This is a genomic window from Psychrobacter sp. PSi21 (assembly GCF_054960615.1).
This window is the reverse complement of the sequence record NZ_JBHNYR010000001.1, coordinates 407,560-423,523: the sequence shown is the minus strand read 5'-3', so window position 1 is coordinate 423,523 and position 15,964 is coordinate 407,560. Positions and strand designations below refer to the sequence as shown.

The 15,964-nt window shown below is 50.3% G+C and carries 15 protein-coding genes; 12 read left to right on the top strand and 3 right to left on the bottom strand.

The window, feature by feature from the left end:
• Nucleotides 1-87 precede the first annotated feature (87 nt).
• From pcnB to yjgA, 6 genes are all read left to right on the top strand, one after another.
• A complete protein-coding gene (gene pcnB, locus ACFI32_RS01845) occupies nt 88-2,307 on the top strand; it encodes a polynucleotide adenylyltransferase PcnB (protein WP_462624783.1) in 2,220 nt (739 codons plus the stop codon).
• 42 nt (nt 2,308-2,349) lie between these two features.
• Nucleotides 2,350-2,895 carry a 2-amino-4-hydroxy-6-hydroxymethyldihydropteridine diphosphokinase gene (folK, locus tag ACFI32_RS01840; protein ID WP_462624831.1) on the top strand — a complete coding sequence of 182 codons (546 nt, stop codon included), beginning with the start codon at nt 2,350-2,352 and terminating at the stop codon, nt 2,893-2,895.
• A gap of 78 nt (nt 2,896-2,973) precedes the next feature.
• Nucleotides 2,974-3,771, top strand: coding sequence for a 3-methyl-2-oxobutanoate hydroxymethyltransferase (gene panB, locus ACFI32_RS01835; protein WP_462624781.1), 798 nt, complete (start codon nt 2,974-2,976; stop codon nt 3,769-3,771).
• A 53-nt stretch (nt 3,772-3,824) separates the two neighbouring features.
• Entirely contained in the window at nt 3,825-4,697 is an 873-nt protein-coding gene (gene panC, locus ACFI32_RS01830; RefSeq protein ID WP_462624780.1) for a pantoate--beta-alanine ligase, read from the top strand.
• Nucleotides 4,698-4,778: 81 nt separating this feature from the next.
• The gene (gene rapZ / locus ACFI32_RS01825; RefSeq protein ID WP_462624779.1) at nt 4,779-5,726 is read left to right on the top strand and encodes an RNase adapter RapZ; all 948 of its coding nucleotides are present in this window, start codon (nt 4,779-4,781) and stop codon (nt 5,724-5,726) included.
• Nucleotides 5,727-5,791: 65 nt separating this feature from the next.
• A complete protein-coding gene (yjgA, locus tag ACFI32_RS01820) occupies nt 5,792-6,301 on the top strand; it encodes a ribosome biogenesis factor YjgA (protein ID WP_462624778.1) in 510 nt (169 codons plus the stop codon).
• A 90-nt stretch (nt 6,302-6,391) separates the two neighbouring features.
• On the opposite strand, the gene ACFI32_RS01815 is transcribed toward yjgA, so the two are convergent.
• Entirely contained in the window at nt 6,392-7,012 is a 621-nt protein-coding gene (locus ACFI32_RS01815) for a thiol:disulfide interchange protein DsbA/DsbL (RefSeq protein ID WP_462624777.1), read from the bottom strand.
• A 388-nt stretch (nt 7,013-7,400) separates the two neighbouring features.
• Between ACFI32_RS01815 and ubiG the strand changes: the two genes are divergently transcribed.
• From ubiG to ACFI32_RS01790, 5 genes are all read left to right on the top strand, one after another.
• Entirely contained in the window at nt 7,401-8,222 is an 822-nt protein-coding gene (gene ubiG, locus ACFI32_RS01810) for a bifunctional 2-polyprenyl-6-hydroxyphenol methylase/3-demethylubiquinol 3-O-methyltransferase UbiG (RefSeq protein ID WP_462624776.1), read from the top strand.
• Between the two features lie 81 nt (nt 8,223-8,303).
• A complete protein-coding gene (locus ACFI32_RS01805) occupies nt 8,304-9,014 on the top strand; it encodes an HAD family hydrolase (protein WP_462624775.1) in 711 nt (236 codons plus the stop codon).
• 115 nt (nt 9,015-9,129) lie between these two features.
• Nucleotides 9,130-9,933 carry a YciK family oxidoreductase gene (locus tag ACFI32_RS01800; protein ID WP_462624774.1) on the top strand — a complete coding sequence of 268 codons (804 nt, stop codon included), beginning with the start codon at nt 9,130-9,132 and terminating at the stop codon, nt 9,931-9,933.
• A 30-nt stretch (nt 9,934-9,963) separates the two neighbouring features.
• Nucleotides 9,964-10,524, top strand: a complete 561-nt coding sequence (locus ACFI32_RS01795) for an NADAR family protein (protein WP_462624773.1) — start codon at nt 9,964-9,966, stop codon at nt 10,522-10,524.
• 75 nt (nt 10,525-10,599) lie between these two features.
• Complete coding sequence (locus ACFI32_RS01790) at nt 10,600-10,866, top strand: DksA/TraR family C4-type zinc finger protein (RefSeq protein WP_462624772.1); 267 nt, start codon at nt 10,600-10,602, stop codon at nt 10,864-10,866.
• 132 nt (nt 10,867-10,998) lie between these two features.
• On the opposite strand, the gene ACFI32_RS01785 is transcribed toward ACFI32_RS01790, so the two are convergent.
• Both ACFI32_RS01785 and ompR read right to left on the bottom strand, forming a co-directional pair.
• Nucleotides 10,999-12,147, bottom strand: a complete 1,149-nt coding sequence (locus ACFI32_RS01785; protein ID WP_462624771.1) for a CobW family GTP-binding protein — start codon at nt 12,145-12,147, stop codon at nt 10,999-11,001.
• Nucleotides 12,148-12,253: 106 nt separating this feature from the next.
• Nucleotides 12,254-13,006: an osmolarity response regulator transcription factor OmpR gene (gene ompR / locus ACFI32_RS01780; RefSeq protein WP_462624770.1), complete on the bottom strand. Its 753-nt coding sequence runs from the start codon at nt 13,004-13,006 to the stop codon at nt 12,254-12,256.
• A 340-nt stretch (nt 13,007-13,346) separates the two neighbouring features.
• Between ompR and ACFI32_RS01775 the strand changes: the two genes are divergently transcribed.
• Nucleotides 13,347-15,899 (top strand): Tex family protein, encoded by a 2,553-nt coding sequence (locus tag ACFI32_RS01775; RefSeq protein WP_462624769.1) that lies wholly within the window; start codon nt 13,347-13,349, stop codon nt 15,897-15,899.
• The last annotated feature ends 65 nt before the right edge of the window (nt 15,900-15,964 follow it).

Sequence of the window (15,964 nt, the reverse complement as noted above, 5' to 3'; positions counted from 1 at the left end):
CAAAATTTGTTAAACTAGCGGGTACATCCGCCTGACAAACGCTGTGTTCGTCAGGGGTGGTCAAGAGTACCGGCAAGGAGTAGATGCATGGCCGAGCGTGCCGCCAAGCAGTTAGAACTGAACAAATCTGAATTACCCAATTCGATCACTGAAGTGATTGCCACCTTATCCCGAGCTGGGTTTGATGCCTATATCGTTGGCGGCGGCGTGCGCGATACCTTATTGGGCTTAAGCCCCAAGGATTTCGATGCTGTCACAGACGCCAAGCCACATGAGGTGAAAGATGTCTTTGGTAAACGCTGCCGTATCATTGGTCGTCGTTTTCAGTTGGCTCATGTGTATTCTGGTCGCGATTTGATCGAAGTGGCCACTTTTAGAGCCCCACCAACCAATGAAGCGCACACCACCCAAGAAGGCCTATTAATCCGTGACAATGTCTGGGGCGATATCAAGCAAGACTTCGCCCGTCGCGACTTTTCGATTAATGCGCTTTATTACCAGCCATTAAAGGGCGTGGTACACGACTACTGCGATGCGCTGAGTGATATCCGTAACAAAACCTTGCGTTTACTGGGTGATGCACCTGTGCGTATCGAAGAAGATCCCGTGCGCTTGCTGCGCGCGCTGCGCTTTAAGGCCAAGTTGGGTTTTGAATTTGATAAAGCGCTGTCGGCGCAATTCCACGACGGTAACTGGGCTCTATTAGAACAAATCTCACCGCACCGCTTGTATGACGAAACGCAAAAGATGTTTACGGGCGGCTATTTGGTACCGTTGCTACCGTTACTGTTTAAGTCTGGTGCTATTGAGCATTTGGTGATTTATCCACCAGCCAGCCCCAGTGCGCTGGTAACCCAAGTGGCCATCAATACGGACAAACGTATTGGTGCAGGGAAAAGCATCAACCCTGCGTTCTTTTATGCAGCACTGCTGTGGGAAAACTATCTCTATCAGCTCGAGAAGTTCAAAAAGCGCAACATGCCATTTGCTGAAGCACAAATGCAGGCTGCCAGCAAAGTCATCGACCGTCAGCGTATCAAAACGGCGATACCAAAATTTGCTGAGCAATTTATCCGTGATATCTGGATATTGCAGCCCAAGTTGGCCGCACCGCGTAACAAGCAGATCGTTCAGCTCTCTGAGCACCCACGCTTTCGTGCCGCTTTCGACTTTTTGTTGCTGCGTGAGCAATGCGGTGATGCCGAGCATCCATTGTCTGAGTCCACCAATGGCATGGGCGACTGGTGGCAAACCTATCAAACCTTATCTGACAAAGCGCAGCAGCAAGCGATTGCAGATTTTGATGACAGCATCAATCGCGGCGCGCACAAACGCAGTCGTGGACGCAATCGTCAAAAAGCGGCCGCGGCGCTGAGTGATGTGGCCGAGCAAAAAATAGCCTCAAGTGCTAAAAATAAGCGTAAGGATAAAACGCCCTCAAGTCAGCCGCCTACCGCGCCTGCACATGATGCGGCTGGTATACCAGCGCGCCGTCGCCGTGCTGCCAGTCAGCAAAATACCAGTGGTCAAACGGCTGCCAATTCAGCAGCTAAGGCGGACAGTAATAAGCCTGTCAGCCAGCAGCAAGTCAAACAGGACAGTCACGAGTTGGCGCAGTTGCAGCAGTTGTCGCTAGCCAGTACACCTGCGCCCAGCCAGTCAGCATCAGAGAAGCCTGCGCCATTGTTTGTGATCGAGCATGGCAGTGTGGTACCAAAGCTAGAAAAACAGTTGCCTACCGAAGCCTCGACGAAAACCAGCAGTGCCGCAGCCAACACTGTCCCACGCAAAAGATCGCGTGCAGGTGCAAAAACAGCGAACGCGAATACAGCTGACAATCAGCAAGCGCAAACGGTACAAGCAGGTGACTATACATCCAGTAACCAAGGCAAGGTTAACGGCAAAAAAACTGCTTCTGAAACATCGACCAGCAATACCAAGGGCGTTGTACCAAAAGTCATGACCACGCGCCGTATCGCCCAAACCCTAAGTTTGGTCAGTTTGGACAATGAGCCTGTACCTGCCAAGCGTCGCCGCCGCGCCACGCCTGTGGCAGATACTGACACGCAAGCAAAACGTATGCCTAAAAAGGCGGTTGATGCACAGCCGTCCAAACCAGCGGATACAGCCAGTCAGCCAGCCACTGAGCAAACGCCAGTCGCCGCTAAAAAACCGAGTCGCCGCCGCACGCAACAACCAAAAGCCGCGGCGTCTACGACAAATGAGCACCGTCAAGCAGCTGGTACCACCGACAATAAAGGCCCAATACCTGCCAAGCGTCGTCGCCGTCAGCCCAGCACCGCCTAACAAGCGGCAGCTATCATTCATAGTGAGAGTCATACCATCATGATGAGCCATACAGAGACCAGTGCTGTGAGCCGCACCGCTGACAATGAGGCATGGATAACCTGCTATGTGGGTCTGGGCAGCAATTTGACCAACGCGCTTGGCTCGCCCACTGATCATTTGCAGCAAGCGCTGACTCGCCTACGCAATCATGAGCAGATACGAGAGCTGCAGGTATCGTCGTTCTATGCGTCAGCACCGATGGGGCCACAAGATCAGCCTGATTTTATCAATGCGGTTGCTGGTTTTAACACCACGTTACCTGCACTTGAGCTATTGGACTATTGTCAAACGCTTGAGCAGGCCGCCAAGCGCGCCCGCTTGCGTCATTGGGGTGAGCGTAGCCTTGACGTGGATATTTTGTTGTATGGGCAAGAGACCATTACATTGCCCGAATTGACCGTACCACACGCTGGGATCAGCCAGCGCAACTTTGTGCTGATACCGCTGAGCGAGCTGGCAAGTGATATCACGATTGCCAATCAGCCGCTTGCGACTTATCCCATGGCCACAGATTGGACAGGACTTAAGCGGCTAACTGATGCTTGACCCGGCCTGACGACTGACCTTATCTAAAGATTGACTTGGCGTAAGCAGCAGTTAACGCGCCCTATTGAGAAGCTCATTATGACCACGTTATCGACGTTAAATGCCTATAAAAAAGACGGCATCAAATTTACTTGTTTGACCTGTTATGACGCGATGTTTGCGCGCCTGATGGAAAACGCAGAGATTGATACCATTTTGGTTGGTGACAGTCTGGGCATGGTGGTGCAGGGTCATCACTCTACTGTGCCAGTAACGGTTGCCGATATGGCCTATCATACGGCCAATATTGCACGCAGTAACCAGCATGCGCTGATTTTGGCTGATTTGCCTTTTATGAGTTACAGCACTATCGACGACGCGATTGCCAACAGCCGAACGCTGATGCAAGCAGGCGCACATGTGATCAAGCTTGAAGGTGGTCGTGAGCTTTGTGACACTGTGAGCACACTGATGCAGGCAGGCACACCCACTTGTGTACATTTGGGACTGACTCCGCAATCGGTGAACGTTTTTGGCGGTTATAAGGTACAAGGACGCGGTGATGGTGCGGCTAAACTATTGGCAGACGCGCAAGCAGTGGTGGATGCGGGAGCAGCGCTGTTGGTATTAGAATGCGTACCTGCGGCGCTAGCCAAACAGGTGACCGAGGCGGTTGCTGTTCCTGTGATTGGTATTGGGGCAGGTGTTGATACCGATGGTCAAGTGCTGGTGATGCATGACATGCTGGGTATGAAGCATGGCCGCGTCCCACGCTTTGTGCATGATTTTTTGACCGATGAGCAAAACTACTCGCACAGTATCGAGGGCGCATTTGCCTTGTACCAGCAGCAGGTACGGGCTCAGGTTTTTCCAAGTGCGCAGCATCAGTTCGATTAACCGTTACCACTACGCTGGATATTATTAGCTATAAAGGACAATACGAGGTCGTGATGCCAATTATTTATTATCAAATTCAGACCATGCAAGCCTGCTTGCAGGCACACCGTCAGCAGCGTATTGCCTTAGTACCGACGATGGGTAATTTGCATGATGGGCATTTGGCCTTGGTAACACAGGCCAAGCAGCATGCGGATATCGTGGTGGTCAGTATCTTTGTCAATCCAACGCAGTTTGGAGAAGGTGAAGATTTTGACAGCTATCCGCGCACCCTTGACGAAGACGTGGCTAAGCTGGCAACGGTTGGTGTTGACTACGTGTTTGCGCCCAGCGTGAGCGAAATGTATCCTGTACTGCCACCGCCGACCTCTGTTTATGCAGGTGCTATCAGCCAGCAGTTGTGTGGCCAAACACGCGCTGGTCACTTTGATGGTGTGGGTATCGTGGTTTCAAAGCTGTTTAATATTATCCAGCCTGATGTGGCGGTCTTTGGTCAAAAAGACTATCAGCAGCTGGCGATTATCAAGCAATTGGTACGTGACCTAAGCTATCCGATTGAGATCATTGCCGCACCCATCGTGCGCGCTTCTGATGGACTGGCGCTGTCATCACGCAACCAGTACTTAAGCCCAGAAGAACGACAGATGGCGCCAAAGCTGCAAGCCAATTTGCAACAGTTGGCGATGCAACTGCAAGGACAAGCACTGACCAAAGCGGCACTTGATAGCCATATTGCTAAGACAATAGCCAGCCTAACCAAAGCAGGTTTTGTGGTGGACTATCTGGCAGTGCAAACTCAGCAGCTCCGTCCGGTTTTTAGCGAGACTGAGCATGAAGTACCTCAAGACTCAGATATAGTTATTGTTGCAGCGGCGTGGCTCGGTCGTGCGCGCTTGCTGGATAATTTAATGCTCAGCGTAACTTAAGTTTACGGTAACAGTACTACTATCCTCATCTCTCATTCATACATGCTGCCACAGCATTAACCAACTAAGGTGATAAGAGTCATGGAAGCAGCAAGTAGCAAGCAAGCACAAACGCCAGCGACGATAGCTGAAGATGACATCAGTATATTGGTGATATCGGGACGCTCAGGCTCCGGCAAAACGTCAGTATTAAATATTTTAGAGGATTTGGGTTATTATTCTATTGATAACTTACCATTGGCGCTCGTACCTGATGTGGCTGATAAGCTCATCAAAGAAAGCGGCATTAACCGTATTGCGCTGGGCGTTGATATTCGTTCACCGCGTGCTGACCTCAGTAATTTTGCGGCCATACATGAGACATTGAGGAATACCTATGGTCAGCGCACTGTTAGAGTCATCTATGTCACTGCGCAAGACAGCATTTTGGTAGCACGCTTCAATGCCACGCGCCGCGTACATCCGCTAATGAGTCAAGACAGCGATAATTTAGCCCATTTGGCCTATAATTTGCCCAGCGCCATTAAAAAAGAAGTCGATTTACTCCAGCCCATATCCAGCCATGCTGATATCAAGATTGATACCAGCAAGTTAAATATCCACCAGCTGAAAGAATGTCTGCGTGATCACTTGGGTATTGATAATAAAATTGTCATCAACCTGCTGTCCTTTGGCTTTAAACATGGTAGCCCTATTGACGCTGATTTTGTCTTTGATGTCAGAATTTTGCCCAACCCGCATTGGGAACCAGCACTGCGCGGTTCTAGCGGACTCGATGATGAGGTTGCCGATTTTTTTGCTGACTATCCTGAAGTGACGGAAATGGCAGAGGATATCGCACAGTTTTTGGCACGCTGGCTACCTGATTTTTTACACAACAATCGCCATACGGTCACGGTTGCGATCGGCTGTACGGGCGGCAAACATCGCTCAGTCTATATCACCGAGCAGCTAGAAGCACAGCTCATAGAGCGTTTGCCAGCAGCCTTAAACGTGGTCGCCAAGCACCGAGAAAAGCATCGTTGGTAGGCGTGTGCTGAGCCGGCTATGATTATGGCGGCAATTGATTTTATTCATTATTTTAGAGAACTTATATGATTGATTGGTCAGAACATGACATGCGCGTCTCGCGCACGGAACTTAAAAAAGCTCATGAGCGTTTGCAGCAGTTGTCGATTCCGTTGGCAGGCTTGTCCAAAAAACAGTTGAAAAAGTTGCCTGCCAGTGATTATTTTATGGCGGAACTGATGGCACTTGCTGATATTACCAGTGCCAATGCACGCAATCGTCAGACCAAGCGTGTGGGTAAACTGATCGGTGAAGAAGACCGCCATGCGCTGGTCAAAGCGTTATTTGATGCTATCTTTGCTCGCGAGCAGGTGGCGAAAATTGAAAGCTGGTATGGCCGCTTAAACATCGATGATGAAGGCACGATGAAGCAATTTACCAAGCAATATAAGGCCTCCGAGCGCAACAGTATTTATCAGCTGCTGCTGTGGATTGAGTATGCCAAGCACACTCAAGATGACGAGTTGCTGCAAGAATCCGAAGAAGACTTAGAGAGTTATATCCGCGAAGTGGCCATTTTATCGCACATCAAATAGTGCGCTCAATCTGGTCAACATTGAGTACTGCGACCATAAAAAAAGCCAATCAAAAGTGATTGGCTTTTTTTGTGCGCGGTGTATTGGTGATTATTTTTGTTCAGCGCGGGTTTTATCGACCAAGTAATCAACGACTTGAGCCACTTTAGCGCCTTCGCCCGTTACTACGTATTTGCCCTGTACCACCACGGCTGGCACGCCAGTCAGCTGGTAACGCTTGGCGCCTGCTTGCGAGCGACCGATTTTGGTACCAACGGCAAACGAGTTATAAAGGCTATTAAATTTCTTTTGATCAACGCCTTGCGCGCCGTACCATTTGGCAAGCGATGCTTGGTCGAACAGTTTTTTGCCGTCTTTATGGATGGCGTTAAAGAGGGCGTCATGCGTTTTGTCTTCATAGCCGAGAAGCTGAGCGGCATAGAACCCGCGGGCGTTGGTTTCCCATACTGGGTTTAACGCAGCTGGGGTCTTAAAAAATGCGACATCTTTGTCTTTGGTCTTAGCCCATTTTTCCATATGCGGATTGAGCTTAAAGCAATGCGGGCAGCCGTACCAAAAAAACTCACGTACAATAATGGCATCGCCGCTGATGTTTTCGGGGTTATCGAGTACGCGGTAATCTTTCCCTGCGACATAGTCTGCCGCTTGTGCGCCCATGTTGGCAAACCCGATAGCACAGGCCAGACCAGTCAATGCGATGACACGTTTCATACGTTTTCCTTGAGGTGTAAATGCTTGAGGTTGAGAAATATAAATGCCAAGAGCAACAATGATGGCAAATCATAAAGTGTTTGGAATCATCTGTATATAGTAACGCAAAATACCGATGATTGTGAACCCGATTCTTAACGAATGGTTGTAAAGCTGTCAGCCATTATTTAGCGTACCTTACTTGAGATGAGCCGTGTGCTGTCACTGTTCCTGCCTGCCAAGTTGCTAAAGCAAAGGGCATGCGCTACGCTGGCTTGGTCATCACTGCGGGCACCTGCATGCGCCTTGTCATTCACAATTGGTGACGATGTGTCCACGACAAAGCAGCCGCGCTCATGCTAACATTGAGCCCATATTAGCCCATATAATGACAATAAAGGAAATTCTCATGCATTCAGCTGCCTCCCATTCTGACGCTGCGCCGCAAACTGACAGCGACTATCAAGCAGACACCAATACCAATGTTGACCCAAGCGAAGTGGATAAGTTTAACAAACTTGCTAGTGAATGGTGGGACAATAATGGGGCCTTTGCCACACTGCATCAGATTAACCCACTGCGTTTGAACTGGATAGAAGAAAACGTCAAGCGCGGCTTTTTGAGTACTGATGATGACAAATCTGCCGAGGCGGGTTTGGCTGGCAAAAAGGTAGTTGATGTGGGCTGCGGCGGTGGTATCTTATCGGAATCCATGGCGCGCCGCGGTGCGGATGTCACGGGTATTGACTTGGGCACCGAAAACCTTAAAGCAGCGGCGGTACACGCTGAGCAAAGTGATCTGACCGACACATTGCGCTATCAGCACATTCCTGTGGAGCAGCTGGCTGCTGAGCAGGCGGGACAGTTTGATGTGGTCACCTGTATGGAGATGCTAGAGCATGTGCCTGATCCCAGCGCCATTGTGCAAGCTTGCTTTGATTTGCTGGCACCGGGCGGCGTCTGCGTGATGTCGACCATCAACCGCAATCCAAAGTCGTATTTGTTTGCGATCGTTGGGGCCGAATATGTGCTGCGTTTACTTGATCGCGGCACGCATGATTATGGCAAGTTTATCACCCCAGCGGAGCTGGATAAGATGGCGCTAACGTCAGGGTTTTCTCGTCAAGACATCATCGGTCTTCATTACAACCCACTCACCAAGCGCTATTGGCTCGCACAGAATGTGGATGTCAATTACATGCTGGCGGTCAAAAAACCGATGACCGAATAGCTGTGATGACCGCTTGGATTCGTTACTGGTAGGCGTCTTGATACACCGCCAGTTCACGCGCATTTTTGATAAGAGTATATGATGACAAAATTTGTAAAAGCCGTTTTATTTGATCTCGATGGCACGTTGATCGATACCGCCGCCGATTTTGTACGCATTATTGGTAAAATGAGTGCTGAAAATCATTGGCAAGCGCCGCCTGAGCATGAGATTCGTGAGCAGGTATCAGCAGGAGCGTCAGCCATGGTGCAGTTGATGCTGCGTTATAATGAGCAGCTTGACGTCAGTGACGAGCAGTTGCAAGCATATCGCCAGCAGTTTTTGGACGATTACGAAGCTGATATTTGCGTTGACAGCCGCCTGTTTGATAGCCTTGATGAGGTGCTCACCACGCTTGAAAAGAACAATATTCCGTGGGGCATCGTCACCAACAAGCCGCGCTATTTGGCTGAGCAACTGCTTAGCGTCATGCAGTTGGATGAGCGCTGTGCGGTCTTGGTCTGTCCTGAAGACGTGCCCCGCACCAAGCCTGACCCTGAGCCCATGTATTTTGCGCTAGAGAGATTGGGTATCCCGCGCGGCGCGTCTGCCAGCGTGCTTTATGCTGGCGATCATATTCGCGATATCGAAGCGGGTAGGGCGGCAGGTATGCCGACCATTTTGGCGGCATACGGCTATATTCCACCTGAAGATCAAAAACGCTTAAAAAAATGGGGTGCTGATTACATCGTCGAGACCCCTGAAGAGTTAAACAAACTGCTGCTGTCTTCTGGCAAATTTGATTATATCTAACGCCGCTGCATCTCATACCATAATGCGATGCCCAGTGCGTTGCCAATAGCCGCAGTCCTTTTTAGTTTGTCGTAGCATGCGACAGTTTACCAAACGATCAGTAGTGAGTAATGCCATGAGTGACAGTATCGAGCAGCCAGCCGTAGCGCAGCCATTAAGCCATGATGAGATCCGCAGTTTTGTTCCAACAGACAACTGCTTGGATGGTAAAACCATTTTGGTAACGGGCGCAGGCGATGGTATTGGGCGAGTCGCGGCGCTAACGTACGCACGCTATGGCGCGACGGTATTGCTGCTGGGGCGCACGCTGAGTAAGCTTGAGGACGTCTATGACGAGATCGAAAGCGCTGGCGGCAAGCAGCCTGCCATGCTGCCGATGAATCTTGAAGGTGCAACTTATGCCGAAATGCAGCAATTAGAAGGTTTGATTCATAAAGAAGTCGGCCAGCTCGATGGCATTTTGCACAATGCAGGGGTGCTGGGTACGCTCACCCCGCTTGAGATGTATGATGTTGATACTTTCTCCAAAGTCATGCAGGTTAATTTTACTGCCACCTTTAAGCTGACCCAAGCCTTATTGCCACTGCTAAAAGATGCGCCCAATGGCTCAGTGGTCTTCACCTCAAGCACCGTCGGTACCCACCCGCGCGCGTTTTGGGGCGCTTATGCGCTCTCTAAGCAAGCGGTTGAGGGGATGAGCGATATCTTTACCCAAGAGACGCAAAATACCACCACCCTACGCTTTAACTGTATCAATCCAGGCGGCACGCGTACCAACATGCGCGCGCATGCGTTTCCTGGTGAAAACCCTATGACGCTCAAAACGCCCGAGGACATCATAGCAGGGTATGTGTGTTTGATGAGTGATGCCAGTATCGCTACCCGCGGGCAAGTGGTGGCACTACAGCCAAAAGATTAATCGCAAAACAGCCATAACAAGGGATACAAGATGACCATCACCAATAAGGCGCAGCTGATTGGCTTTGTGAACCAAGGCAATGAGGTTGACTATCTCTTGTTTTGGGGTCACAAAACAGACCGCCATCAGGTCAATAAAAGCTGCCTGAGTCAGTGGTATGAAGCGCCTTTTACTACAGAAGGGCAGACGTTTTTGACCGCTGAACACTATATGATGTATCAAAAGGCGAAGGTGTTCGGCGATGACAGTGCTTGCCGCGCCGTATTGCAAGCAAATAGTCCGAGCGATGCCAAAGCCATTGGCCGTAGAGTACAGGGTTTTGATGCCAACGTTTGGGATGATCATAAAATGGCGATTGTCATTGATGCCAATATTGCCAAATTTTCGCAGCACCCCAAGCTGCGTGCTTTTTTGCTGGGTACCCAAAGTAGTGTATTGGTTGAGGCCAGCCCAGTCGATACGATTTGGGGCATTGGCTTGGCGCACGATCATCCTGCGGCGCGTGACCCAAACCAGTGGCGCGGTCAAAACCTATTAGGGTTTGCTTTGATGGTCGTTCGTGAGCGCTTGCGCCGCACCGCCAATACCTGATTGAAATTGATCTGATTTGCCCCCATCTATTTGTTTTCAAAACCATTATTATGGTCATAATAAAAGGATAATAAGATGGCAGGTGGATGGTCAAGAGATGGCGCTGAGCACGAGCAAATGGACGCCACAGTTAACGATGCGCTAGATCGTGTGCGTAGCGCGCTGCCAACAGGCAAAAGCGCTGAGTTCTGTGAGGAATGTGGCAATCCCATTCCTGAAGCGCGGCGACTCGCGGTGTCAGGCGTGCAGCACTGCATTGGCTGCCAAAGTGAGCTTGAACAAGAAGCAAAGGCGGCTGAGCTGTTCAATCGTCGTGGCAGTAAAGACAGTCAACTGCGCTAATACGCCAATATCACCGAAATAAAAAAGCTCTCATGAGCCGCTAGCGAGTCATGGGGGCTTTTTTATGCTTGCTGCTTTGGTGATTCAACAGTATTGCTGGAGTGATGCAGGCTATTTTGATGGCACTGTTGATTAATCAGCAGCCAGCAGTGCCATTAGCTCATGATCCCACTCATCCCAGTCGATAGCATCAGACTGTGGCGCGCTGCTGTGGATGGTATCTGGCGACTGATTACTGGATAAAATCATCTCAAGGCGACTGTCAATCTGCGCCTCGGCACTGCTGACAGTGATGCTGTCAGGGGTGAAGTTTAGCTTGATCCAGCCCTCTGAGGTGTTGACCACCCCTTTGATACGTTGCCACTCTGGCAGCGCCAGCAGCCACTGCTGCAGTGTATCTGCTGCAAAAACCCAGTTGGCAGGTAAGCGCCAGCCGCCGAGTACCATACCTTGCTGCGCGTCGTGATAACGATAGGGCAGCGTATCATTGACATGCTCTGCCTCGTGATTAGTGGATGATGGCGTTTGCAAGTGACGCGGCGGTGACAAGCTGATGCGGGTTTGCGGCGGGGTATTGGCACGTTGACGCTTGATGGTGGTACTGGGCTGATCCAATACAGCGCTCAGCTGAGTGGTCAATGCTGTTGCCCCCGCGTGGTCTATATCTGCGCTACTGGTCTCGACGGTAGAACAATCATCACCCTCAGAGCTACCCCAAATCAGATGCGCATCGTTATTGATGCTGGTGACCCATTCGGTTAGCGCCTGCTGTGAGTCTGTATCCATCTCTGCGTAACGGTTGATCACCAATACATCGGCAGCGCGCACATGCGCCTGAAAGCCATCATGATGGCGGTATTTTTCCTGTTGCCATTGGCGCGCGTTTAGTACCGTGATGACGGCTTTCATGGATAGGCTGGTTTGCCAGTGTGGTTCGCTCAACTGGCTGACCAGCTCGTGCGGGTGGGCCAATCCTGTCGGCTCAATCAACAAGCGCTGTGGCCGTTGCCCACTGAGCAGGCGACTGATGCCAATCTGTAACGGCAACTGGCTGGTGCAGCAAATACAGCCGCCACTGACTTCCCGAATGGCGATGCCTTGCTTGTCTGAGTCACTGTTTGTATTTAATAGGGCACTGTCGATGCCAATACGGCCAAACTCATTGATCAGTAGAGCCCAGCGCGCCTCAGTTGGTTTGGTACTCAGCAGTTGGTTGATTAGGGTGGTTTTGCCTGCGCCTAAAAACCCAGTGATCAAGGTGCAGGGTACGTTTTGAATCATAGCGGTGCTCGTTATGGTTAATGAATAAGTGGTCATATCATAAAACATAATAAAACGGCGCTGTAGAGCCTATGCCCTACAGCGCCGTGATACTCAGCAGTGTCTTTTATTCAACACTATCAGCATCTGCTTCGTCAGGTACGAACACATACCCCACGCCCCAGACGGTCTGGATATAGCGTGCTTGTGACGGATTGTCTTCAATCAAGCGGCGCAGGCGTGATACCTGCACATCAATAGAGCGCTCCATTGCCCCCCACTCACGACCACGAGCGAGATTCATTAGCTTGTCGCGAGTCAGCGGCTCACGTGGGTGTTGTACCAGCGCTTTTAATACTGAAAACTCACCTGTGGTCAGGGTCACCACACTACCATCACGCTTGAGCGTACGAGTAGACAGATCCAGCGTCCATGGGCCAAACTCGACCACTTCGAGCTGATGACTGGGCGCGCCAGGCAGTTCGCGGTTTTGGCGGCGCAGTACTGCTTTAATACGTGCAAGCAGCTCTTTTGGGTTAAATGGCTTGGGCAAATAATCATCCGCGCCTGCTTCAAGTCCTGCAATGCGATCAGCATCACCACCTTTGGCGGTCAGCATAATGATGGGAATGTCCCCATTGTCTTCACGCAATCGTTTACAAATGCTGATGCCGTCTTCGCCCGGTAGCATCAAATCGAGCACCACCAAGGAGAACAGCTCGCGCTGCATGAGTTTGTCCATTTGATTGGCATCGTGAGCGGTACGGACGACAAAACCATCGTCTTCTAGAAAGCGCTGCAATAAAGAACGCAGGCGCGCATCATCATCAACCACTAAAATACGCTGCGTCATGGTGTCGGCGTTGGTATTATCAGTCATGCAAAAATCCTCTAATGAGTATTATTATTGTCAGAGCTTATTCATGGCCAGTTTATGAGTGATTCTCATTGTTTATCCATTACCCACAACTTTTGTGCAACGGTCTATGCTGGCGCAAAATTTATCACCTCACCGCTTTAGTGTATAAGATTGCACCAGCAATTGCATCACTTACCCACACAAATGCTGTATGGGTTTGTTTAAAATATACGTTTAAGCAGCGAAATGAGGTGCTTTGCAGCGAAGCGATGCGATTAGGCAAGGAAAATATAAAAAGGATTTTTATTCATGCAGCTTTTGCTATAATGCCAAACTACATTTCTCAACGATTGATACGGATATGAGTAGCACTGATACCCAAACGTCTTCTCAAGCCCAAACAAATGCACAGGGCTTGGATGCAACCACACACGCGAATATTCACGACAAACTTGCTCGCGCGCTTGGCATTAAGACTGCTCAAGTCAACGCGTTTGTCGAACTCTTGGATGAGGGCGCAACCGTCCCCTTTATTGCGCGCTATCGTAAAGAAAAGACGCAAAATCTTGACGATACGCAGCTGCGTGCCCTCGAAAAAGCGCTCAGCTATGAGCGTGATATGGCCACGCGCCGTCTCAAAATTGTCGAGCTGTTAAAAGCACAAGACAACTTAACAGACGAGCTGCAAGCTCGTATTGATAATGCCACCTCGAAGCTTGAGCTGGAAGATATCTACCTGCCATACCGTCCGCGTCGCCGCTCACCAGCGGCCAAAGCACGCGCGGCAGGCTTGGATGCTGCTGCCCAAGCGGTATTGACGCAAGAGATTGCGCCGATTGATGCCTTAGCAGATTATCAGCCACCTGCGCAGGTTACCGATGATAGCGGTAATGAGATTGACATTGATTTTGACGATGTTCAAAGACAGCTGGCGGGTGTGCAGGCCATTATCGTTGATGAATGGACGCAAGCGCTTGATCTGTTAGACATGCTGCGTACTGGTTTTGCCAAAACTGCCAATATCGTATCGACGGTTGCCAGTGACGAAAAACGCGAAGTGGGTGAGAAGTTTAAAGACTACTTTGAGCACAGCGAAAGTCTGGCACGTCTGCCCAACCATCGCCTGCTTGCGATGCTGCGTGGCCGTCAAGAAAACGTCTTGGGTCTAAAAATCGAAGGCGAAGATGCGCCCTTTATTGATAAGATCATCACTCATTTCGATATCGCAGGCAAAACGCCCAGCGAGCGCCATGACTTTTTGGTAGAAGCGGCAAACAGCTTGTGGAAAGACAAATGGCGTCCACATATCGAGCATCGCCTATTGACCGAAAAACGTTTGGCCGCAGAAGCTGATGCGATTGATGTGTTTGCCAGCAACTTGCAGCACTTATTGATGGCTGCACCAGCAGGTCGCAAAGTAATTCTCGGTGTGGATCCTGGTATCCGTCATGGCGTTAAAATGGCCATTATCGATGCCCAAGGTCATGTAGTGCTAGATGATAACGAAAAACCTGTGGTGGCAACGGTATATCCGTTTGCGCCAGACAACAAAATGAGCGAAGCCAAAGCGGTTATCAGCGACTTGCTCAGCAGCTATGGTGTTGATTTGGTCGCCATTGGTAACGGTACTGCCAGCCGCGAAACCGATGCCATGATCAAAGAGATCTTGGTGGCAGACAGTGCGCTGCATGCCAAAGCGGTGGTCGTTAACGAATCAGGTGCGTCTGTCTACTCAGCAAGTGAGCTTGCCAGTGACGAGCTTGCTGGTTTGGATGTCTCAGTGCGCGGCGCGGTATCCATTGCCCGTCGTCTGCAAGATCCCTTGTCAGAGCTGGTCAAAGTCGACCCAAAAGCCATTGGCGTAGGTCAGTATCAGCATGATGTGAACCAAAACCAGTTGGCAGACAGCTTAGATAAAGTGACCCAAGATAGCGTGAATGCCGTTGGGGTCGATGTAAATACGGCAAGCCCTGCCATTTTGGCACATATTGCGGGTCTAAATCGCAATGTGGCGCAGCAAATCGTTACTTACCGCCGCGAACATGGTGCGTTTGATAACCGCGACGCGTTAAAAAATGTACCACGCTTGGGTGTAAAAACTTTTGAACAAGCCGCAGGTTTTCTGCGGGTTCGTGATGGCAGCAACCCATTAGATGCCACAGGTGTGCATCCTGAAAGTTATGCACTGGTTGAGGCGCTGTTGGCAGAAACGGGCAAAACCTTGCCAGAAGTACTGGGGAACGACGGTATATTAAACAGCATCGACACCAGCGCGATCAGCCATGACAGCAACATTAGTGTCAAAGCCATTATCGATGAGCTCGCCAAACCTGCCCATGATCCGCGTCCTGAGTTTAAAACGGCCAATTTCCGTGATGATGTCAATAGCATCAAAGACCTAACCGAAGGCATGATGCTAGAGGGTGTGGTCACCAATGTGACCGCATTTGGCTGCTTTGTTGATGTGGGCGTACACCAAGATGGTTTGGTACACATCTCGCAAATGGCCAATGACTTCGTGGCAGACCCAATGAACCGCGTCAAACCGGGTGATATCGTGTCGGTGCGCGTGATTTCTATTGATGAGGCGCGTGGTCGTATCGGCTTTAGTATGAAGCCTGAAGCGGCCAAAGCACCACGTCCTACCAGCACCAATGATCAAAGTGACGCTGCGACCAGTAAAAATGACAACAGCAGCCGTCCACGCCGCAATCGCGCCAACACGGCCAACACTGATAGTGACAAGCGCCGCGCGGCACCTGCTCGCAGTAAGCGTAAAGACAATCAGAGCAATCAAGGCAAATCGCCTGCGCGTCCTACCAAAGCGGCCAGTGCAAAAACAGAGGCACCAAGCAAAATTGGTACTCTAGGCGCGCTACTACAAGAAGCAGGCGTGACCAAAAACAAAAAATAAGGGGCGATTTATTGGTCCTTTGTGTTGACACAAACCAGAAAAAGGCAGCCAATTGGCTGCCTTTT